The organism is Myroides marinus, assembly GCF_900109075.1.
GTDB lineage: Bacteria > Bacteroidota > Bacteroidia > Flavobacteriales > Flavobacteriaceae > Flavobacterium > Flavobacterium marinum_A.
Genome location: NZ_FNYS01000008.1, coordinates 76,725 through 92,882, shown reverse-complemented (window position 1 = coordinate 92,882; position 16,158 = coordinate 76,725). Strand labels below are relative to the sequence as shown.

The 16,158-nt window shown below is 33.4% G+C and carries 16 protein-coding genes; 14 read left to right on the top strand and 2 right to left on the bottom strand.

The features are described from left to right. Positions 1 to 131 precede the first annotated feature (131 nt). The 7 genes from BMX53_RS10120 to BMX53_RS10090 all read left to right on the top strand — a co-directional run bounded on the left by BMX53_RS10120 (position 132) and on the right by BMX53_RS10090 (position 8,279). Positions 132 to 2,471, top strand: a complete 2,340-nt coding sequence (locus BMX53_RS10120) for a TonB-dependent receptor (protein WP_074746106.1) — start codon at positions 132 to 134, stop codon at positions 2,469 to 2,471. 3 nt (positions 2,472 to 2,474) lie between these two features. Then, positions 2,475 to 3,629, top strand: coding sequence for a PepSY-associated TM helix domain-containing protein (locus BMX53_RS10115; RefSeq protein WP_074746105.1), 1,155 nt, complete (start codon positions 2,475 to 2,477; stop codon positions 3,627 to 3,629). A gap of 366 nt (positions 3,630 to 3,995) precedes the next feature. Next, complete coding sequence (locus BMX53_RS10110) at positions 3,996 to 5,099, top strand: porin (RefSeq protein ID WP_074746103.1); 1,104 nt, start codon at positions 3,996 to 3,998, stop codon at positions 5,097 to 5,099. A gap of 11 nt (positions 5,100 to 5,110) precedes the next feature. After that, positions 5,111 to 5,332, top strand: coding sequence for a hypothetical protein (locus tag BMX53_RS10105; RefSeq protein ID WP_074746101.1), 222 nt, complete (start codon positions 5,111 to 5,113; stop codon positions 5,330 to 5,332). Positions 5,333 to 5,704: 372 nt separating this feature from the next. Beyond that, positions 5,705 to 6,298, top strand: a complete 594-nt coding sequence (locus BMX53_RS10100) for a DUF4840 domain-containing protein (protein WP_074746099.1) — start codon at positions 5,705 to 5,707, stop codon at positions 6,296 to 6,298. A 95-nt stretch (positions 6,299 to 6,393) separates the two neighbouring features. Further along, positions 6,394 to 6,951: an RNA polymerase sigma factor gene (locus BMX53_RS10095; protein WP_242651255.1), complete on the top strand. Its 558-nt coding sequence runs from the start codon at positions 6,394 to 6,396 to the stop codon at positions 6,949 to 6,951. Next, positions 6,948 to 8,279, top strand: coding sequence for an outer membrane beta-barrel protein (locus BMX53_RS10090; RefSeq protein WP_063175623.1), 1,332 nt, complete (start codon positions 6,948 to 6,950; stop codon positions 8,277 to 8,279). Before BMX53_RS10095 ends, BMX53_RS10090 begins: the two co-directional genes overlap by 4 nt. A 227-nt stretch (positions 8,280 to 8,506) precedes the next feature. Here BMX53_RS10090 and BMX53_RS10085 read toward each other — a convergent pair whose 3' ends face one another. After that, positions 8,507 to 8,740, bottom strand: a complete 234-nt coding sequence (locus BMX53_RS10085; protein ID WP_240485437.1) for a hypothetical protein — start codon at positions 8,738 to 8,740, stop codon at positions 8,507 to 8,509. A 179-nt stretch (positions 8,741 to 8,919) separates the two neighbouring features. Between BMX53_RS10085 and BMX53_RS10080 the strand changes: the two genes are divergently transcribed. From BMX53_RS10080 to BMX53_RS10070, 3 genes are all read left to right on the top strand, one after another. After that, on the top strand, positions 8,920 to 9,687 hold the full coding sequence (locus BMX53_RS10080; RefSeq protein ID WP_063175622.1) for a hypothetical protein: 768 nt from the start codon (positions 8,920 to 8,922) through the stop codon (positions 9,685 to 9,687). Positions 9,688 to 9,689: 2 nt separating this feature from the next. Further along, positions 9,690 to 10,202: a YfbM family protein gene (locus BMX53_RS10075; RefSeq protein WP_063175621.1), complete on the top strand. Its 513-nt coding sequence runs from the start codon at positions 9,690 to 9,692 to the stop codon at positions 10,200 to 10,202. A gap of 98 nt (positions 10,203 to 10,300) precedes the next feature. Next, positions 10,301 to 11,128: a helix-turn-helix domain-containing protein gene (locus BMX53_RS10070; protein WP_038986879.1), complete on the top strand. Its 828-nt coding sequence runs from the start codon at positions 10,301 to 10,303 to the stop codon at positions 11,126 to 11,128. 35 nt (positions 11,129 to 11,163) lie between these two features. Here the strand turns inward: BMX53_RS10070 and BMX53_RS10065 are convergent, their stop codons facing one another. Then, complete coding sequence (locus BMX53_RS10065) at positions 11,164 to 11,619, bottom strand: hypothetical protein (protein ID WP_063175620.1); 456 nt, start codon at positions 11,617 to 11,619, stop codon at positions 11,164 to 11,166. A gap of 229 nt (positions 11,620 to 11,848) precedes the next feature. Between BMX53_RS10065 and BMX53_RS10060 the strand changes: the two genes are divergently transcribed. From BMX53_RS10060 to BMX53_RS10045, 4 genes are all read left to right on the top strand, one after another. Further along, positions 11,849 to 12,526 (top strand): hypothetical protein, encoded by a 678-nt coding sequence (locus tag BMX53_RS10060; protein WP_063175619.1) that lies wholly within the window; start codon positions 11,849 to 11,851, stop codon positions 12,524 to 12,526. A gap of 618 nt (positions 12,527 to 13,144) precedes the next feature. Continuing rightward, positions 13,145 to 14,581 carry a multidrug transporter subunit MdtD gene (mdtD, locus tag BMX53_RS10055; protein ID WP_074746097.1) on the top strand — a complete coding sequence of 479 codons (1,437 nt, stop codon included), beginning with the start codon at positions 13,145 to 13,147 and terminating at the stop codon, positions 14,579 to 14,581. Between the two features lie 2 nt (positions 14,582 to 14,583). Continuing rightward, positions 14,584 to 15,069 carry a GNAT family N-acetyltransferase gene (locus BMX53_RS10050; protein WP_074746096.1) on the top strand — a complete coding sequence of 162 codons (486 nt, stop codon included), beginning with the start codon at positions 14,584 to 14,586 and terminating at the stop codon, positions 15,067 to 15,069. A 98-nt stretch (positions 15,070 to 15,167) separates the two neighbouring features. Next, a complete protein-coding gene (locus BMX53_RS10045) occupies positions 15,168 to 16,112 on the top strand; it encodes a ParB/Srx family N-terminal domain-containing protein (RefSeq protein ID WP_074746159.1) in 945 nt (314 codons plus the stop codon). The last annotated feature ends 46 nt before the right edge of the window (positions 16,113 to 16,158 follow it).

Here is a 16,158-nt window from a genome sequence, read left to right as displayed (position 1 = left end):
ATTTGATTTAAATTAAAAAAAATGATTAGAAGTGTAAAAAAACGTCAATAATGATATACTATAAAATCAATTAATCTTTACATTTGTGCCTTTAAATTAATTTATTCTAAATAAGGTATAAGCAAAAACTCATGTCACTATCTACAAACTATTCAAACTTAACCGCAAAGTTGTTTAGCTTTATTTTATTGCTATTTACAACTACAATGCTTTCACAAAACGTCATAGTGAAAGTAAATAACCCAAATCTTAAAGCTGTAAAAGGGGCTCAGATTTATATTAATGGAGATCAAAAAGGAGTGACTGACAAAGAAGGAGGTTTTAGTATAGATTGGACAACTTTAGGGGATGCTACACTTTTAGTTGTTGCTGATGGATATGAAGAACAGATGCTAACTGTAGTTAAAAGTGAATTGTCTAGTTCATTAGTTGTAGAATTAAAGCCATTAGAACAGTCTTTAGACGAGATTGTTATTACTGCTGGTCGTAAAGCTGAGAATATTGCTACTATTCCTTCGTCTGTGACTATAATAGGTCAGAAGGAAATGGAAAAGCAGATGAATGTCACTACAGATATATCTACGATATTAAGCAATCTAGTACCAGGGTTAGGTAATGCTACTAATAAAGGGACTTCATCAGGACAGACCTTAAGAGGGAGGCCTCTATTAGTATTGATAGATGGGATACCACAATCTACTCCACTAATGAATGGTGCTAGAGATATTCGTTCGATAGCTCCTTCTGCCATAGAGCGCGTCGAAGTTATTAAGGGAGCTACTGCTATCTATGGTAATGGATCTACAGGAGGTATTATTAACTATATCACAAAAAAGAATAAAGGCGAACAAAGCTTCGGAGGAACTACTGTGTTAGGGACTTCTTTTAATCCAGCTAATAGTAGTGGAACGATGGGGTATAAAGTATCTCAATCTTTTGCAGGTAAATATAAAAAATGGAATTACTCTGTAGGGGCATCGTTAGATTATAATGGAGTACAACGCGATGGAGAAGGATTGATATTAGGACAGACAGATGGATTGTCTAATACTTATCAAAAGAACTTATTCGCTCAAATTACTTATGACATTAATGATTATTCTTCTATACGTGCGTTTTACAATGGATATAGTAGTGTACAGCATGCACGTTATATAAGTAAAACAGGTAAGTATGGGCAGACTCCTACTATCGGTATTGCTGGAACAGATCCGGGAGAGCATGCAGGAACTCCACATAATCACAATATGATGTTAGGGTATACAAATAGTGATTTGTTTTTAGGAACACAACTAGATGTTACTTTTTATATGAATTCATTTAGATCAATGAATCGTTATGTCGAAAAAGGAACTGCGTGGTATGGACCAGGACAGACTAGAATTAACTCTAATAAAAAAGGACTTCGAGTTAACCTAAATACCCCATTTGTAGTATTTGATATGCCAAGTGAAATTACTTACGGGGTTGATTGGTTAAATGATGTGACAGACCAAGATCTAACAGACGCTAGAGTGTATATTCCTAAAATGGATATGATCAATATAGCACCTTATGCTCAATTAAAAGTTGATATTATCGATAACTTAATCTTTAAAGCAGGTATTCGATATGAGAATGCTAATGTGAAGGTAAATGACTTTAATACTATAGCAACAGGCCCAAATAATGAGGGAAGTATTTTTGTTCAAGGAGGAAAGATTCCATACAAGACTACGTTGTTCAATGCAGGGCTGCGTTATAATAAATACGAGGTATTTAATCCATTTGTTAGTTTCTCGCAAGGATTTGCTATTAATGAGTTAGGACGTATCTTACGACGTGCTAAAGAAAGTACTTTAGATCAATTAGAGACTGAACCAATCATTACTAATAATTATGAAGTGGGATTCTCTAGTAGATTCTCTATTTTTAGCTTCACAGGATCTTATTATGTGAGTACTTCTAAATTAGGAGCTAATTTAGTGGATGTAGGAGGTTATTTAGTAGCACAGAGAGAACCAGAGCGTGTTCATGGATTTGAAATTACAGGTGAGGCAATATTATCTCCTCAGTGGACAGTAGGAGGATCGTATGCTTATGTAGAAGGAAAGGCAGAGTTTGACGATGGAAGTAAAGTGTATTTAAATGGAGGACGTATTTCGCCTCCTAAAGCAACAGCTTTTGTGTACTATACTCCTAATGATAAACTAAATTTACAATTGTATTGGTTGTACTCAGGAAGTAGAGATCGTTTTGATGCTAATGCACAAGGGAAATACAAGAATAGTGAAGGACCAGTAAAGGACATAAGTTTGTTTAATATTGCTTCTACTTACACTTTAAATAAGTCATGGAAGTTCAGTGTAGGTATAGAAAACCTGTTTAATAAAACATACTATCCTGTGGTAAGCCAATATCGTGCTTTAGATGCTGATTATATTCGTGGTAATGGAATGCAAGCTAATTTAACGATGCAATACAATTTTTAATACATGAAGAAGTATCTTTTGTGGTTACATAAGTGGTTGGGATTAATCACAGGAATTGTTGTGGTAATAGTTAGTTTGACTGGTTGTATTTATGTCTTTCACGATGACTTAAAAAAGATTGTCTATCCTGATAATTTTTATGTAAGTGATAAAGGAGATACAATACAAAGAGAGGCTTTAGCCTATTCAACTCTTCAAGAGATTGCTCAGAAAGCAGTTGGACAAGAGTATCCTATTAATAGAGTAGACCTATACCCTGCTAAGGATAGAACTTGGGTGTTTAGGGCTTTAAAAACTAATAAAGAAGCTTTTGGATACTGGAATGAGCTAACGTATTATAAACGCATATTTATCAATCCATATACTGGTGAAGTACAAAAAGTAGAAAATACAGATAAGGAGTTTTTCTATATTGTATTACAGCTTCACCGCAACTTAATGTTAGGTAGTAAGTACGGAGGATGGATAGTAGGAGGTAGTACTGTTCTGTTCATTATAATTACTATAACAGGATTAGTTTTATGGTGGCCTAAAAAATGGAAAGGAAAGGCTTTTAGAAGGAGTTTTATCTTTGATTTTAAAGTAAAGTGGAAGCGTATTAATCATGATATACACAATATATTAGGAATGTACAGCTTTATCTTAGCCATAATCATCGGATTGACAGGAGTGATGTTTGCTTTTCCTAAGTTTAGATTGGCAACAGAGATTACACTAAATATGGTAGATGATAAGAAGTTTGAGGTAATGGAACCCGTTGCTTTTGACAGTGTACCTCAGGTTAGCACTAATACATTAGACAATGCTATTTACTATGCTTTAAACAACTTTGGTCAAGCAGATATGATGTCTATTCGCTTGTCTAAGGATGTGAGCGAACCACATAGTATTCAGATCAGATTAGAAAAGGATAAGACTAGTAAGTTCGAATGGATATATTTTGATAAGGCCTCTGGAGGAATCACTTCTAGGACAGATCACACGTATCAGTCTTTGGCATTAGGGAGTAAGGTAAGTTCGCTTAACTTTGACTTACATGTAGGGACTATATGGGGATACCCAACTAAGATAATGGCCTTTTTAGGGTCACTGATATGTGCAAGTTTACCCATTACAGGTTTTATAATATGGTATAATAAAAAGAGAAAGAAGAAATAATAGATAAACCGTTAGTATTAACTAGCGGTTTTTTTATGAGATATGCTAAATAAAAAAATCACTTAATACACCCCCTTGGGCATAAAAAGTGATTCTTCATTAAATTCATACTAATACACAACATTATAAAGATACATAAAGTTTTCTTAAAAGACCAAATTAATTACTTCTATTTTTAGAATTGATAACAGATACTTTATGTGTAGAATCTTTTGTAGAGGCATATCTGTTTATATGGGTATGATAGTGTTAAAGTGTACTAATAATGATAAAATAGCAACTGTATTGTTTGTAATATTTTGATTTAAATTTGGATATGGTATATAAAAAAGGATTATATTGAACTTTTTAAAAACCTACCACATTATGAATATGAAATATGTAGTCTGTGCAATCGCTTTAGGTTCTCTAAATATGATGGCACAAGATGATAAAAAAGAAGAGTCTACCTTACTGGGTGTTGTGGCATCAAGTATAAAAGGGGATTCTGAAAAAAAAGTAAATACCCTAGATGTTTATTTGGATACTAAATATGAGAACTTAACCAAGTTTAGTGGCGAAGGAACATCGGATAGCAAGTTTCGCTTAGTGCAATCAAGGGTGTATTTAAAAGGTAATTATAACAATAAACTTACATACTCACTTAGATACCGATTAAATGAATCTGTGTCATCTAATGCATTAGAATTTGCTTTTTTAGAATACAATATTGATGATCACTGGACAGTAGGAATGGGAAAGCAATTTACAGCTTGGGGGTCTACTGAGTTATCTTATAATAGTGCAGATCTTTATATGTTCACGAATATCATAGGTTCTATCGAATTATTTAGCCCTGGAGCTAGTGTAGCTTATAAGGTAAAAGGACAGTCATTTAAATTACAGATGGTCTCTCAAGGGGAACAGTTTGCCTCAGAAGCTTATAAGAATAAAGCTTATGGAGGGTTGTTTTTATGGGAAGGAGAGCTATTTAAGAAACACTTAAAAACTCGCTATGGATATGCGCTGTTTCAACACGATGCAAAGAAATATTACAGTTGGGTAACCATTGGTAATAGACTTACTTTTAATAACTTTATGGCTGAGGTAGACTGGATGTATGGATTTAGAAATCTAAAGGATGTTGCATTTACAGATTTAAATACTACAACAGCTGGAGTGGCTTATGTAAAGGATAATGTAACTACTGCATCTATTAAGTATAAGTTTAATAAGGTAACTCCTTATGTAAAGGCGATGTATAATTATCGAAATGACTTAGATAATAATGTTTCTTATGCACTAAAAGGGATTTCAACTGCTATAGAATACAATCCATTCTCTGAGAAAGCGTTTAAAGATTTACGTCTTTATGCTGCTTACAACTTTTTAAATTATGACTATAAGAACTACAAAGAAGCTAAATCAGATAAAAACGAGCATCAGATAGCTGTAGGGGTAAGATGGATGGTACCTTTGTTTAAACTGTAAAATTAAGAGTTATGATGAAATATAATCAACTACTGATAGACGAAGATCACAAGACAATGGAATTGTTTAAGGGATTGTCTGAACAAGAGGATCAAATACTAACAAAGAAGGTTACCTTATTAATCAAACAGGGACAGAATATTCGCTTACAAGTAGTAGCTTTAGACAGAGATGATAGAACGATATACTTAGAAGGATATACTTTAATAGAAGGAATACTAGATAGTTTCTAAAGGCTTGATGTGTCAAAAATAGAAGAACCTATTACCGCATTTTATGCAGTAATAGGTTTTTTTTATGTCTTATAAGTATTAAAATCTAGCGCAGTAGTAGGAGTTAATTTTACTTTATAGACCTCCCGTTTATCTACTTATAGCTGATTATGGGTTAAAAAAAACAAAAAAATAAAGACTTGTTTTAAATATGTTGTAAGATTGTAAGTGGTTTGTTATTAGTGGTTTGTTTGTTTTTTACTGAGTTTTTTTTGTTTTGAATGAAAAAAATGTTTGATTTTTTTCAGTTACTTATGCAAGGTTTTTAAAAATCAGGGTTTATATAGATGAGTACTCACTACAAATAATGTTTAATAAAAAAGATTTATAAAAATGAATAAAGTAATTAGAACAAAATCATTTATGCTATTATTTAGTTTAGTTGGTATTAGTTTTGCTTCTTGTAGTAGCGATGATAATAGTAATATGCCAGTTAATGAGTCTGTAACTTTAGAAGAAATTAACGGGGCTTATACAGGTAAAGCTAAGATAGGGCAAGGAAATGTAGTAAATGAAGTTAATGCAGCATTTTTGGTAAAAGAGAATGTATTGTCATTTGAAGAATTTCCAATCAAGGAAATTGTGGGGTCAGTGATAGAAGATAAATCTAAGGTTGATGAAACAGTTGCTAAAATAGGTAAGGTTGAATATAAGATTGACTTTAAAGCAACTTTAAATAATACTAAAACAGCTGTTATATTTGATTTTACACCTAAAGCTTTAGAATTAAATGTTCCTGAAGGAGAAGCTGTAAAAAAAGTTGTAGCTAATGTAGTAGCACCAGTACAAGGAGCTTTTGTAAAACAAGGAATAAGTGTGTTAAGCTTCCAAGTAGACGTTGACAAAATTACTGTTGACGGAACAGAAAAAGGCGAGTTTGTGAAAATAAAATATGTTTTTCACCCATTTGCAAAAAAATCAAAATAAGGAAGAAATAGGTTGTACAAAAGTGTACAACCTATTTATATAGGTTATTAGACTCTAGAACCATAATGTTTATACAACAGAAGACAAAGAAAGATATGATCGAAAAAAAGCTTGTTGAGAGACTTCGAAACAAAGAACAAGCTGCTTGGAAAGAGTTCTACGAATTCTATTCGAGTCATCTTACCTATGTCTGTATGAGATACATTAAAGGACAAGAGGATGTAAGGGATATATTACAAAATAGTTTTATTAAGATATATCACTCTATTAATAAGTTTGAATATAAAGGAGCGGGGTCACTTAAGGCCTGGATCACTCGTTTATTAATAAACGAATCATTAAAATTCTTAAGGGATACAGCTACATTAGAGTCTTCCGTTAGTTCGGATGAATTACCTAGTATAGAGGATGAGATAGAAGAACCTCTATTTGATGATATACCAGAATCAGAGATTTTAGATATGATTCGTTCGTTGCCTGATGGTTATAGAATGGTATTTAACCTTTATGTGTTTGAAAAGAAAAGTCACAGAGAGATTGGAGTACTTTTAGCAATAGGAGAGAGTTCTTCTGCTTCACAATTTCACAGAGCGAAGAAGATATTGATGCAAAAGATTAAGACGTATAATACACTTAGAATAAATGCTTTATGAACGATAAATGGATAAATGATCTAGAGCAGAAGATGAAGGGGCATACAGAAGTAGGTCCTGAGGGTTTATGGGAGGATTTAGAACAGAAGCTTTTTGCACAAGAAAAAGGTAAAGTCATTCCATTATACGCAGATACTGTAGAACAAATAAATAAAGCAAAATTAGTCAATAGACGTAATTGGGTTAAACGATTATTAGCTATTGCTGCTTGTATTATAGCAGTGACTACTATTGGTATTCAATTTCTTAAACAAGAGGGAGAATTGTTGCCAAATATTAACGTGATTAAAGAGGGGGAAAGAAAAAATATAGTTGATTCTAAAGAACATATAGAAGAAACAAAAGAGTTACAAGGAGATGAAAAAGCAATTGTAAGTAATTATACTCAAGAGCTAAAGGACAATGATTTAAATAAACCAAAGGGTATTGGTACAAATGAAAACAAAGTAGATAGAGCTGTAGTAGAAAGCTTAAATATTGGTCAAGAATTGGTATTAAACCCTATTATAAATACTGATAAAATAGAGGAGTTATCTATAGCATTAATTCAAGATAAGCATACTGATGTCTTAAAAGAAGGACAAATAAAGGAAAAACTGGTTACTCAGATTGAACCCCAAAAGAGAAAAGGTCTTTCACTTGGTTTATTATCGAGTAATATGACTTCCAATTCTTCTCAGGCTCAAACAGGATACGCTTCAATGAATGGTGCAGTGAGATTTGATTCAAAGAATCCTAATATAGAAATCGCCAATACAGCTTTAGCAGAGATTTATACAGCTAATTTGGATAAAGAGGTAAATACTAAGATTAATCATAAACAACCTTTGAGATTTGGATTGTCAGTATCTTATGCTTTAGGAGATAAATGGGGCCTTAATTCGGGGATTACTTATACTAAATTATCTTCTGATCTTAATTCAGGTAGCTTAGATAATAAGATAATGATGAACCAAACATTGCATTATATAGGAATACCTGTGCAAGTAAATTACAATATATGGCAAAAAGGTAATTTCTCAGCTTATGTAAATGGTGGTGCATTAGTGGAAAAGGCAATTTCAGGTACACTAACAACCAAGTATAAGATAGGAGATAAAATAAAAGAAGAACCTAAAGAGAATATTAATACTAAATCAATCCAAGCTTCTGTTAATATGAGTGTAGGAATGGAGTATAAGTTAGGTAAGGGAGTTGGTTTATTTGTAGAGCCTGGTGTGCGTTACTATTTTGATGATAATAGTTCTATAAGTACTATTTACAAGGAAAAGCCCTTTAATTTTAATGCACAGATAGGGTTGAGATATTCAATTCCAACAAAAAAGTAGAAGAAAGACCTAATTATTAGAAGTGATAATTAGAGATAAAGCGAAACATAGAATATTTGTTTAGTAAGGAAGTTTTTATGTTCATAATACTATAAAAGTTAGTAAGGTTTATAGTAAGGTTATTTTAATTAATTTAGCATTGAAGTCCCCCTTTTGGTTATAGATAGGGGGATTTTTTTTTTGGTTATAAGCCCAAAAAAAGCCTACAGTATGTAGGCTTTAATTATTTATTCTTCTTCGTTAGAATCTTGTTCTTCATCGTTAAAATATTCTGTAAATATTTTGATACTATCTATAGGATCTGGCATCCCCATAGGAGCATTTTCTCGTTCATAATGCTCTAGTAAAATATTTATAACCTCGTATTCATCTGCTTCAGGCGTATTTGGCTTTGCATCCTTTAGGAGTTGTAATCTCACTAAAGCCATGTGATAATCTTCCTCCGTTCTTATTGGTTTCATAGGCATTGTGGTCTTATAAAATTTATTAAACTAGTCTGATGTAGATAAATATAATGATTATAAAACGGATAGGACTAGTAAATGTAAAATATTTAACTAATGTTTTTTATAGATTTATATATCTTATTTTGTTTTAGTTACGGTATATAAATGTTAATTTTGTTTAAAAATTAAATATTATGAAAAAGTTTTTAGTTTGTATGTTATTAAGTGTGACTTCTATTGCAGTAGCACAAAAAGTAGTGTTTAAAAAAGGAAAAGTACTTTATGATAAAGTTCCTATCGCTAATGTAGATGATAAAAAAGGAGTATATACTATTTCGACTTTAGAGAATGAACCTGTGATAATAGCTGATCCTCGTATCACAAACGAGAGATTGTTCTACGTTAGAGTCAATCTACCAGAAGACAACGAAAAGGTTCTTCTAGTTCCTCCAACGCATAAGAAATTTAGTATGTCTAAGGCTAAGATTGTTATAGATGAATTTACTTTCGGGACATATAAGATATTTACTCCACAGGGTATTGATAAAGAAGCAGCTAAAGCAATTATGACTTATGATGACTCGGCCTTTAGAGAAAAGCTTAAAAAAAATAACCAAGCATATGCTGATTTAGAAGGATATGCGAAGGAATTTAAAGAACAGAAGTGGAAGTTTAATGATTTTGGAGAGTTTGGTAAGGATGAGAACGGGAAATTTGTTGTTTATGGGAAGATTAAAAGATATAAAGATAGTGGAGGAATGAATGTAGTGTATGATATCTATTTTTATGATAATACTACCAAAAGTTTCTTTATTGTAGGAAAATGGAATGAGAAAAGAGACAGAATGTTTGTTCTAAATAATGGAGAAACATATTTTTTGCCAGAAGCATATAGCTTACCTGATTTTAGTCTAGACATGGATAGTTTAGCCAAAGCAATGGTTTATTTAACAAAGAGATAATTATGAGCTGTTTAGGAGTATTATTTGCAATGCCTAAAAAAGATGTTGACGCTTTGTTAGTGAGCAAATACGATGAAGATAGGTTAGAATATCTTCAACATGGTATAGAAGAAGACTATCTAGATTTTGATAGCCCCATATTAAAGTATGCCGCAGAGTTAGATAAGAGTTGGGATGCTATACACAGAGTAATGACAGATGGAAGTTTTGGTTTTGATAATGGAACGTTTCCTTTAAATCATGTCATTATGGGAGGTGAATCCTTATATCATAAAAATGATTACTACATGATACTCAAAACTCCTGAACAAGTCAAAGCTATTTGGAATGCTCTTAAGATAATTACAGAGTCATGGTTTAGAGAACGCTATTTTCAGATTGACCCTTATGATTATGGACATGATGTGGATGAAGAAGACTTCTTATATACGTGGGAGTGGTTTAACTCTTCTCTACCAGTATGGGAGCGTGCTGCTAGAGAAGATAGATATATGTTATTTACCGTAGACCAGTAAAATTAGTCGGAACATATAGCACAAAACACGGATTTAAGGGAATATTAAGAGCTGTTATTTTTTATTAGTTTTATTTTGTACTCTAAATAGAATGGAAGATGAAGTCAGTAGGATTAGAATTAAATAGAGAAGTAGATGTTTATACAGGTATAGATAACTTGCAGGTAGCTACGCCACAGAAGCAAGATTATTATACACTTATTCTCTGTACAAAAGGACAAATTAACCTAAAGGTAGGCTATCATAAATTCACTATTGCTCAGGGCTCTATGTCAATTATCTCTCCAGAGGTCATTTACCTAGGTGGAGAAATGTCTAAAGACTTTGAAGTGGTACAAGTATTCTTTAGAAAGTCTTTTTTATACAAGAACTATGTCAAAGAAATGATTGTTGATGAGTTGTTGTACTTAAATGCAGACTATCCTCCAATGTATAAGTTAGAAGAAGCTTTTGATCATGTGAGACACAACTTCAATAACCTAGGTTGGGAGTTAGAGACTAAAGGACCATATCACCTGAATATTATTCGCTTAAAATTAATAGAGATTTTATACGATTACAATAGAGCTTGTGAGTATTGTTTGTTAGGGTTCCGCAAGGGAATGAATAGACAGTATCAGCTTACTTATACCTTTAAACAGCATTTGGAAGAGAAGTTTAAAGAGCTTAAGACGGTGCAGCAATACGCCGAATTAATGGGAATAACACCTAAGCATCTAACTGAGGTGATCAAAGAAGAAACAGGTATGACTGCTCTGCAATTAATACATGAGCGACTATTGCTAGAAGCTCAGTACTTGCTAAGACACAGTCACCTCACAGTTAAGGAGTGCGCCTATGAACTAGGGTTTGATAACATATCTTACTTTAACCGTTTCTTTAAACAGCACTTAGGCCAATCACCTTTAAATTACAGAAATAAGTAATAAATAATCTAATCAAAAAGAGCTTAGTGTACACACTAAGCTCTTTTTTTGCCTTCTATATCTATCTTCATATGTTGTCTTAACTCTTCAAAGTTTTTATAAGTAAACTCGAATATCTTGGAACTTCTTTCTCCTTCTTGTATTACTACGTATTGAGTAGTTCCTAAGAATACTCTTTTAGTATGACCCAATACACATACAGTATTAGGCTTATAGAATTTCTTTTTAGAGCCAATCATGTTTCTCACTACAATCTCTTTATCTGATATACGTACCTCTTTTACCATAACCATAGTCAGTGTAAAACTAAATATAAACAATACCATTCCTACAGTAATACCTCCCATAAAGCCATAGTGTGTCTTGAAGCTTACATGTCCAGACTGAACATCAGTGGCTACAAAATAGAATATCGTAAACAGGATTAAAGCGATAACAAGTAAGAATAATAGTAAACCTATAATCCTAGAGCTGTATTGAGATTGTATCATATCAATAGTTAAAGTTGTATTACAGCAAGTTACAAATAATGAAAAGGATACGCAAGGGAATAGTAATGAAGAATTAAGAATGTTTGTCTGTGAAAGGGAGCTTGGAGTGGGGAACGGGGAACCGAAAACTGAAGCCTTGCGGTATAGGGAGCAACAAAATCACTAAAAACCAAAATCACAAAACAACAAAAGAGAAAAACAATCCTATCTTAGCAAAAAAAAGAAAAGGATGAGTTGGAGAGCAGAGCAAGTATACACTGTAGCTAATACAGAACTTATAAATCACTTGGCGCAAATAGAGAGCTTAAGACCTGGATTGTTTAAGGTAGATAAACTAGAGAAAGGAATAAGAAGTGAATGGACTAGAGAGATATTCTTTGAAAACGAACAACACGAACGAAGAGGTAGTGTACACAGTTTACCTGAAGGAGGTCTGTTAGTTATCAATCCCTCTATGTATAGAGTGAGTTATGATGATAAGGACAATTCTTTCTATGAAAACTATCAAGTTTATAAGGAGAATAAATGGAACTTCCTTAAAGATATCGAGATAGAACCTATAATTATTTCTCTTAGCCTAACTCCAGAACAGTGTAAACTATTGGCCTTCCTAAAACGATTAAATGAAGAGTTTAAACAACCATTTGTTTATTATAAATGTGAAATGTGGGGTGGAGATATTGACGAAGAAATAGTCGTAGTCTTTGATGGAGAGATGAGAGTGTACTACTTCGATGATATGAATGGTGAGTATAAACAGATGATAGGTACAGAGATTAAGGAATTAGAAGAGACAACTGCATTACAACAAGGATTAAAAGAAATAGGCTTACACTTGCCTACACGTTTCTTTGCACTACACGAGACATCATTTGATTGGCAACCGTTTTTAATTAAGAATTTTTAATGAAGGAAAGGGAAATAGGAAACAGGGAACAGGTTTGCTTAGCGGCATTATGTACACAACAGTTATAGATTACTTTATTGTCTGAATTAGGATATAAATGATTTATGGATTAGTAGGCTGCTTTGTGATAAGGAACGGATTACAAATCCGCTCCAACAAACCACAAATCATAAAGACACTAACCAACAAAACCCACACGTAACTCCGCAATCAAAGTCTATTAATGCCGAATGGCAAAAACAAATCACAAAAAGACAAAACCACAAAAAAACAAAATTCCCCATTCCTTAAAGTTTTACTAAATTATTCGAATGTACTATATTGCCTGAATCTTGTTTAAAAAACAGCATATAGAATCATTCGGTATATTTATTGATATGATGTTGTGATTTTATTAGAAGAGTTGAAGCCTTTTTGGAATTTCATTGACAGGGTAAAGCGATTGGACAAAATAAAGAAACTATAGGATTATTTATATTTGTGTATCATCGCAATACCGTTTGTAAAGATGTGTAAACTAGGAGTAAAGCACTAATTATTTTACTATACCATCTCAGCAAACCTTATAGACACTTCAGAGAGGCGATGACTATTAAATAACCTAAGTACAACAACATTATGGAAATAGGGATCGTTCAGGACCCAAAGGTGAAGAAGTATTTGCCTTGGCTTGCTGCGTTAGCCATATTTATGCAGGCATTAGATGGGACTATCCTTAACACAGGATTACCTTCTATCGCTAAGAGTTTAGGAGAGTCACCTTTAGAGATGCAGAGCGTTATCGTATCTTATACTTTGACAGTAGCCTTACTTATACCACTTAGTGGATGGCTTGCAGATCGTTTTGGGACGCGTAATATGCTGATGGTTGCCATTGGTACATTTACTTTAGGTTCGTTATTTTGTTCGATAGCCAATACCTTAGATCAACTTGTATTAGCACGTATATTTCAGGCTATAGGGGGATCTATGTTAGTACCTGTCGCTCGTCTTATCTTGATATATGCCTACCCAAAAGATCAACTACTAGGTATTATCAACTTCATCACCATACCAGCGCTTATCGGTCCTATGTTAGGTCCTACAGCAGGAGGTTTTCTAGTAGAGAAGTTCTCCTGGCATTGGATATTCCTGATTAATCTACCTGTAGGTATTGTCGCTATGGTTTGGGCGAGAAAGGTCGTTCCTAACTTTACTAATACAGTAGGTAAGTTTGATCTAAAAGGTTGGCTTTTAATTAGTGGTGGATTAACCACTATCACACTAATTATAGAGCGATGGAACTCTCCTCAGTTTACAGCTGTTACACTAGGGTTATTAGGTGTATTGACTATTATTTGTGTAGTTGGATATACTAGATATGCTAAGGACAATGCAAAAGCCTTAATCAGACTAAGCTTATTAAAGATAAAAACACTTAGAGTAGGACTTATCGGTAATTTAGTTACTCGTTTTGGAGTAGGAGGTATGCCATTAATGGTACCGTTGTTATTACAAGTAGGTTATGGATACTCAGCATTCTTTGCAGGATTAATGATGATACCACAGGCAGGAGCCAATCTTGTGTTTAGAAACTTTGTCATCCCTATAGTTCGCAAATTCGGATATAGAAACACCTTAATTGTCAATACGATATTGACAGGAATTATAATCTCGTGTTTCTTTTTTATCAATAAGAATACCCCAATGTGGATATTAGTATTATTGATGATTTGCAACGGAGCCTTTAATGCTATTCAATTCACTTCAATGAACACTATTGCACTAGCAGATCTTGACAGTGATACTTCTAGCGAAGGAAATACTCTATTATCTGTAACCCAACAATTGGCTATTAGTTTAGGAATATCTATTTCAGCCATGATTTTAATGATGTTCCAAAACAGTAGTATAGGTACCAATGATCAAGGAGTAGACGTGTTTAGATATACATTCTTAGTGATGGGAGTAATTACTATTTTATCTAGTCGTGTATTTGCAAGATTGAGTGCAGAGGCAGGAGCTAGTTTAGTAGAGAAACGCGAGTATAAAGAAAGCAAACAACAAGCAAACTAAATATGGAAAGATTATATTTTAGGCCATTAGTCATAGAAGATAAAGAACAATTATTACATATCTATTCTGATAAGGATGCGATGCAGTATAGAGGTAGCAAACCTCTAGAGACAATAGAAGATGCAGAGCGAATGGTACTACAAGCGCATCAAGAATGGGAGAATAAAACTAAGATAAGAATGGCTGTAATACAAAAAGATACTGAAGTATTAATCGGAACAGCAATGTACTTCTTTGAGTCACTTACAGCTGTAGAAATAGGTTTTTCTATAGGAAGAGATTTCTGGAAATACGGCTTTGGACAAGAGGGCACAGAAGGCTTAATAGAGTATGTAAAGGCACACGAATCAGGAGTGACTACTATAATAGGTATTGCTCGTAGTGGAAACGAAAAGTCTATAAAGATGATGCAGAATATCGGGTTTACAGAGATAGCAGACTATGATGTGGAAGGCAAAAGGAGGTTTGAATTAGTGATAAGAGATTAAATAATGAGTAATGTTTTTTTAATATCAGAGGAAGCATATTCTTAATTTTGTTAGCAAACACAAAAACAAACTACAAAACCCCAAAAAAAAACAAGCAAATGAAATACTACTGGAAAGACATCTTAGATCAAGACCAACAATGGAAAGCTTTAGAATTAACCGTAGAAGGACTAACAGCACCAACCATGCAGTTGTTGAGCGGCTCTAATTGGAAGATGACGTTAGTTTGTGAAGACAAGCCTGTAATGTGGGGACTTATCAGTAGAGATTTCTGTGATATTGGGTTAGTGCGCACATTTGAAGAAGACAGTAGATTAATAAAGAATATTAACTCTGAAGAAGTAGAGAAGCGCAAAGGACTTTCTACAGAAGAGCGTTTAAAGTCATGGTCTCGCTATTTTGCAGAAGAGATGGTGCAAGCAGACAAACACTTCTTCTATGATTCTATATGGCTTTTCGAAGGTTATAAAGACTTTGCTTCACCACCTAATTACGGAACAACGATAGCGGCTGAGGATGACTTTGACCCATTTACCTATGCGTGTTGGGATAGAGAATTGTTGTACTCACGCAAAGTAGATGAGTACTCAGGGCGTTTAAAGTGGTGGAGAAAGAAAGCGATAGAAGGATCACTACCACCTGTATTTGCTTGGTATATTCCATCTTTGGGAGGATATTGGATTATTGATGGTAACTATAGATTGCGCGCAGCTATCTTAGAGAAAAAAGATATCCCAGTGGTATTAGCGTATTCAGGAGAGTATAAAGAAGCTATTATGAACCCTGATTATCAAAGAGGGATATTACACTCTTTAGAGAAAGCAAGCTTAAGTAAAACACCTCCAAGTGAACAGACACAGGAGTCAATGAATAGACACTTAATGCAAGCTTTTGATGATAGACCTTACTTTCAACAGAAAACAGTGGCAAGGGTAAAGATCAAGTCTAATGAAGAATGGTTATCAGAAGTAAGAGAGTACCTGACAGTTATAAGCTATTCAGAAAAAGAGAAGTATATACAATGCCTTGAAAATGAGTTGTAGTTTTCTTTTTGTATTACCTCAATATGAAGGGATAAGTGTTATTAGC

Bases quoted from the DNA above. Each gene is read 5' to 3' on its own strand.
- BMX53_RS10120 (WP_074746106.1), top strand. From the start codon at position 132: ATGTCACTATCTACAAACTATTCAAACTTAACCGCAAAGTTGTTTAGC.
- BMX53_RS10115 (WP_074746105.1), top strand. From the start codon at position 2,475: ATGAAGAAGTATCTTTTGTGGTTACATAAGTGGTTGGGATTAATCACA.
- BMX53_RS10110 (WP_074746103.1), top strand. From the start codon at position 3,996: ATGAATATGAAATATGTAGTCTGTGCAATCGCTTTAGGTTCTCTAAAT.
- BMX53_RS10105 (WP_074746101.1), top strand. From the start codon at position 5,111: ATGATGAAATATAATCAACTACTGATAGACGAAGATCACAAGACAATG.
- BMX53_RS10100 (WP_074746099.1), top strand. From the start codon at position 5,705: ATGAATAAAGTAATTAGAACAAAATCATTTATGCTATTATTTAGTTTA.
- BMX53_RS10095 (WP_242651255.1), top strand. From the start codon at position 6,394: ATGATCGAAAAAAAGCTTGTTGAGAGACTTCGAAACAAAGAACAAGCT.
- BMX53_RS10090 (WP_063175623.1), top strand. From the start codon at position 6,948: ATGAACGATAAATGGATAAATGATCTAGAGCAGAAGATGAAGGGGCAT.
- BMX53_RS10085 (WP_240485437.1), bottom strand. From the start codon at position 8,740: ATGAAACCAATAAGAACGGAGGAAGATTATCACATGGCTTTAGTGAGA.
- BMX53_RS10080 (WP_063175622.1), top strand. From the start codon at position 8,920: ATGAAAAAGTTTTTAGTTTGTATGTTATTAAGTGTGACTTCTATTGCA.
- BMX53_RS10075 (WP_063175621.1), top strand. From the start codon at position 9,690: ATGAGCTGTTTAGGAGTATTATTTGCAATGCCTAAAAAAGATGTTGAC.
- BMX53_RS10070 (WP_038986879.1), top strand. From the start codon at position 10,301: ATGAAGTCAGTAGGATTAGAATTAAATAGAGAAGTAGATGTTTATACA.
- BMX53_RS10065 (WP_063175620.1), bottom strand. From the start codon at position 11,619: ATGATACAATCTCAATACAGCTCTAGGATTATAGGTTTACTATTATTC.
- BMX53_RS10060 (WP_063175619.1), top strand. From the start codon at position 11,849: ATGAGTTGGAGAGCAGAGCAAGTATACACTGTAGCTAATACAGAACTT.
- mdtD (WP_074746097.1), top strand. From the start codon at position 13,145: ATGGAAATAGGGATCGTTCAGGACCCAAAGGTGAAGAAGTATTTGCCT.
- BMX53_RS10050 (WP_074746096.1), top strand. From the start codon at position 14,584: ATGGAAAGATTATATTTTAGGCCATTAGTCATAGAAGATAAAGAACAA.
- BMX53_RS10045 (WP_074746159.1), top strand. From the start codon at position 15,168: ATGAAATACTACTGGAAAGACATCTTAGATCAAGACCAACAATGGAAA.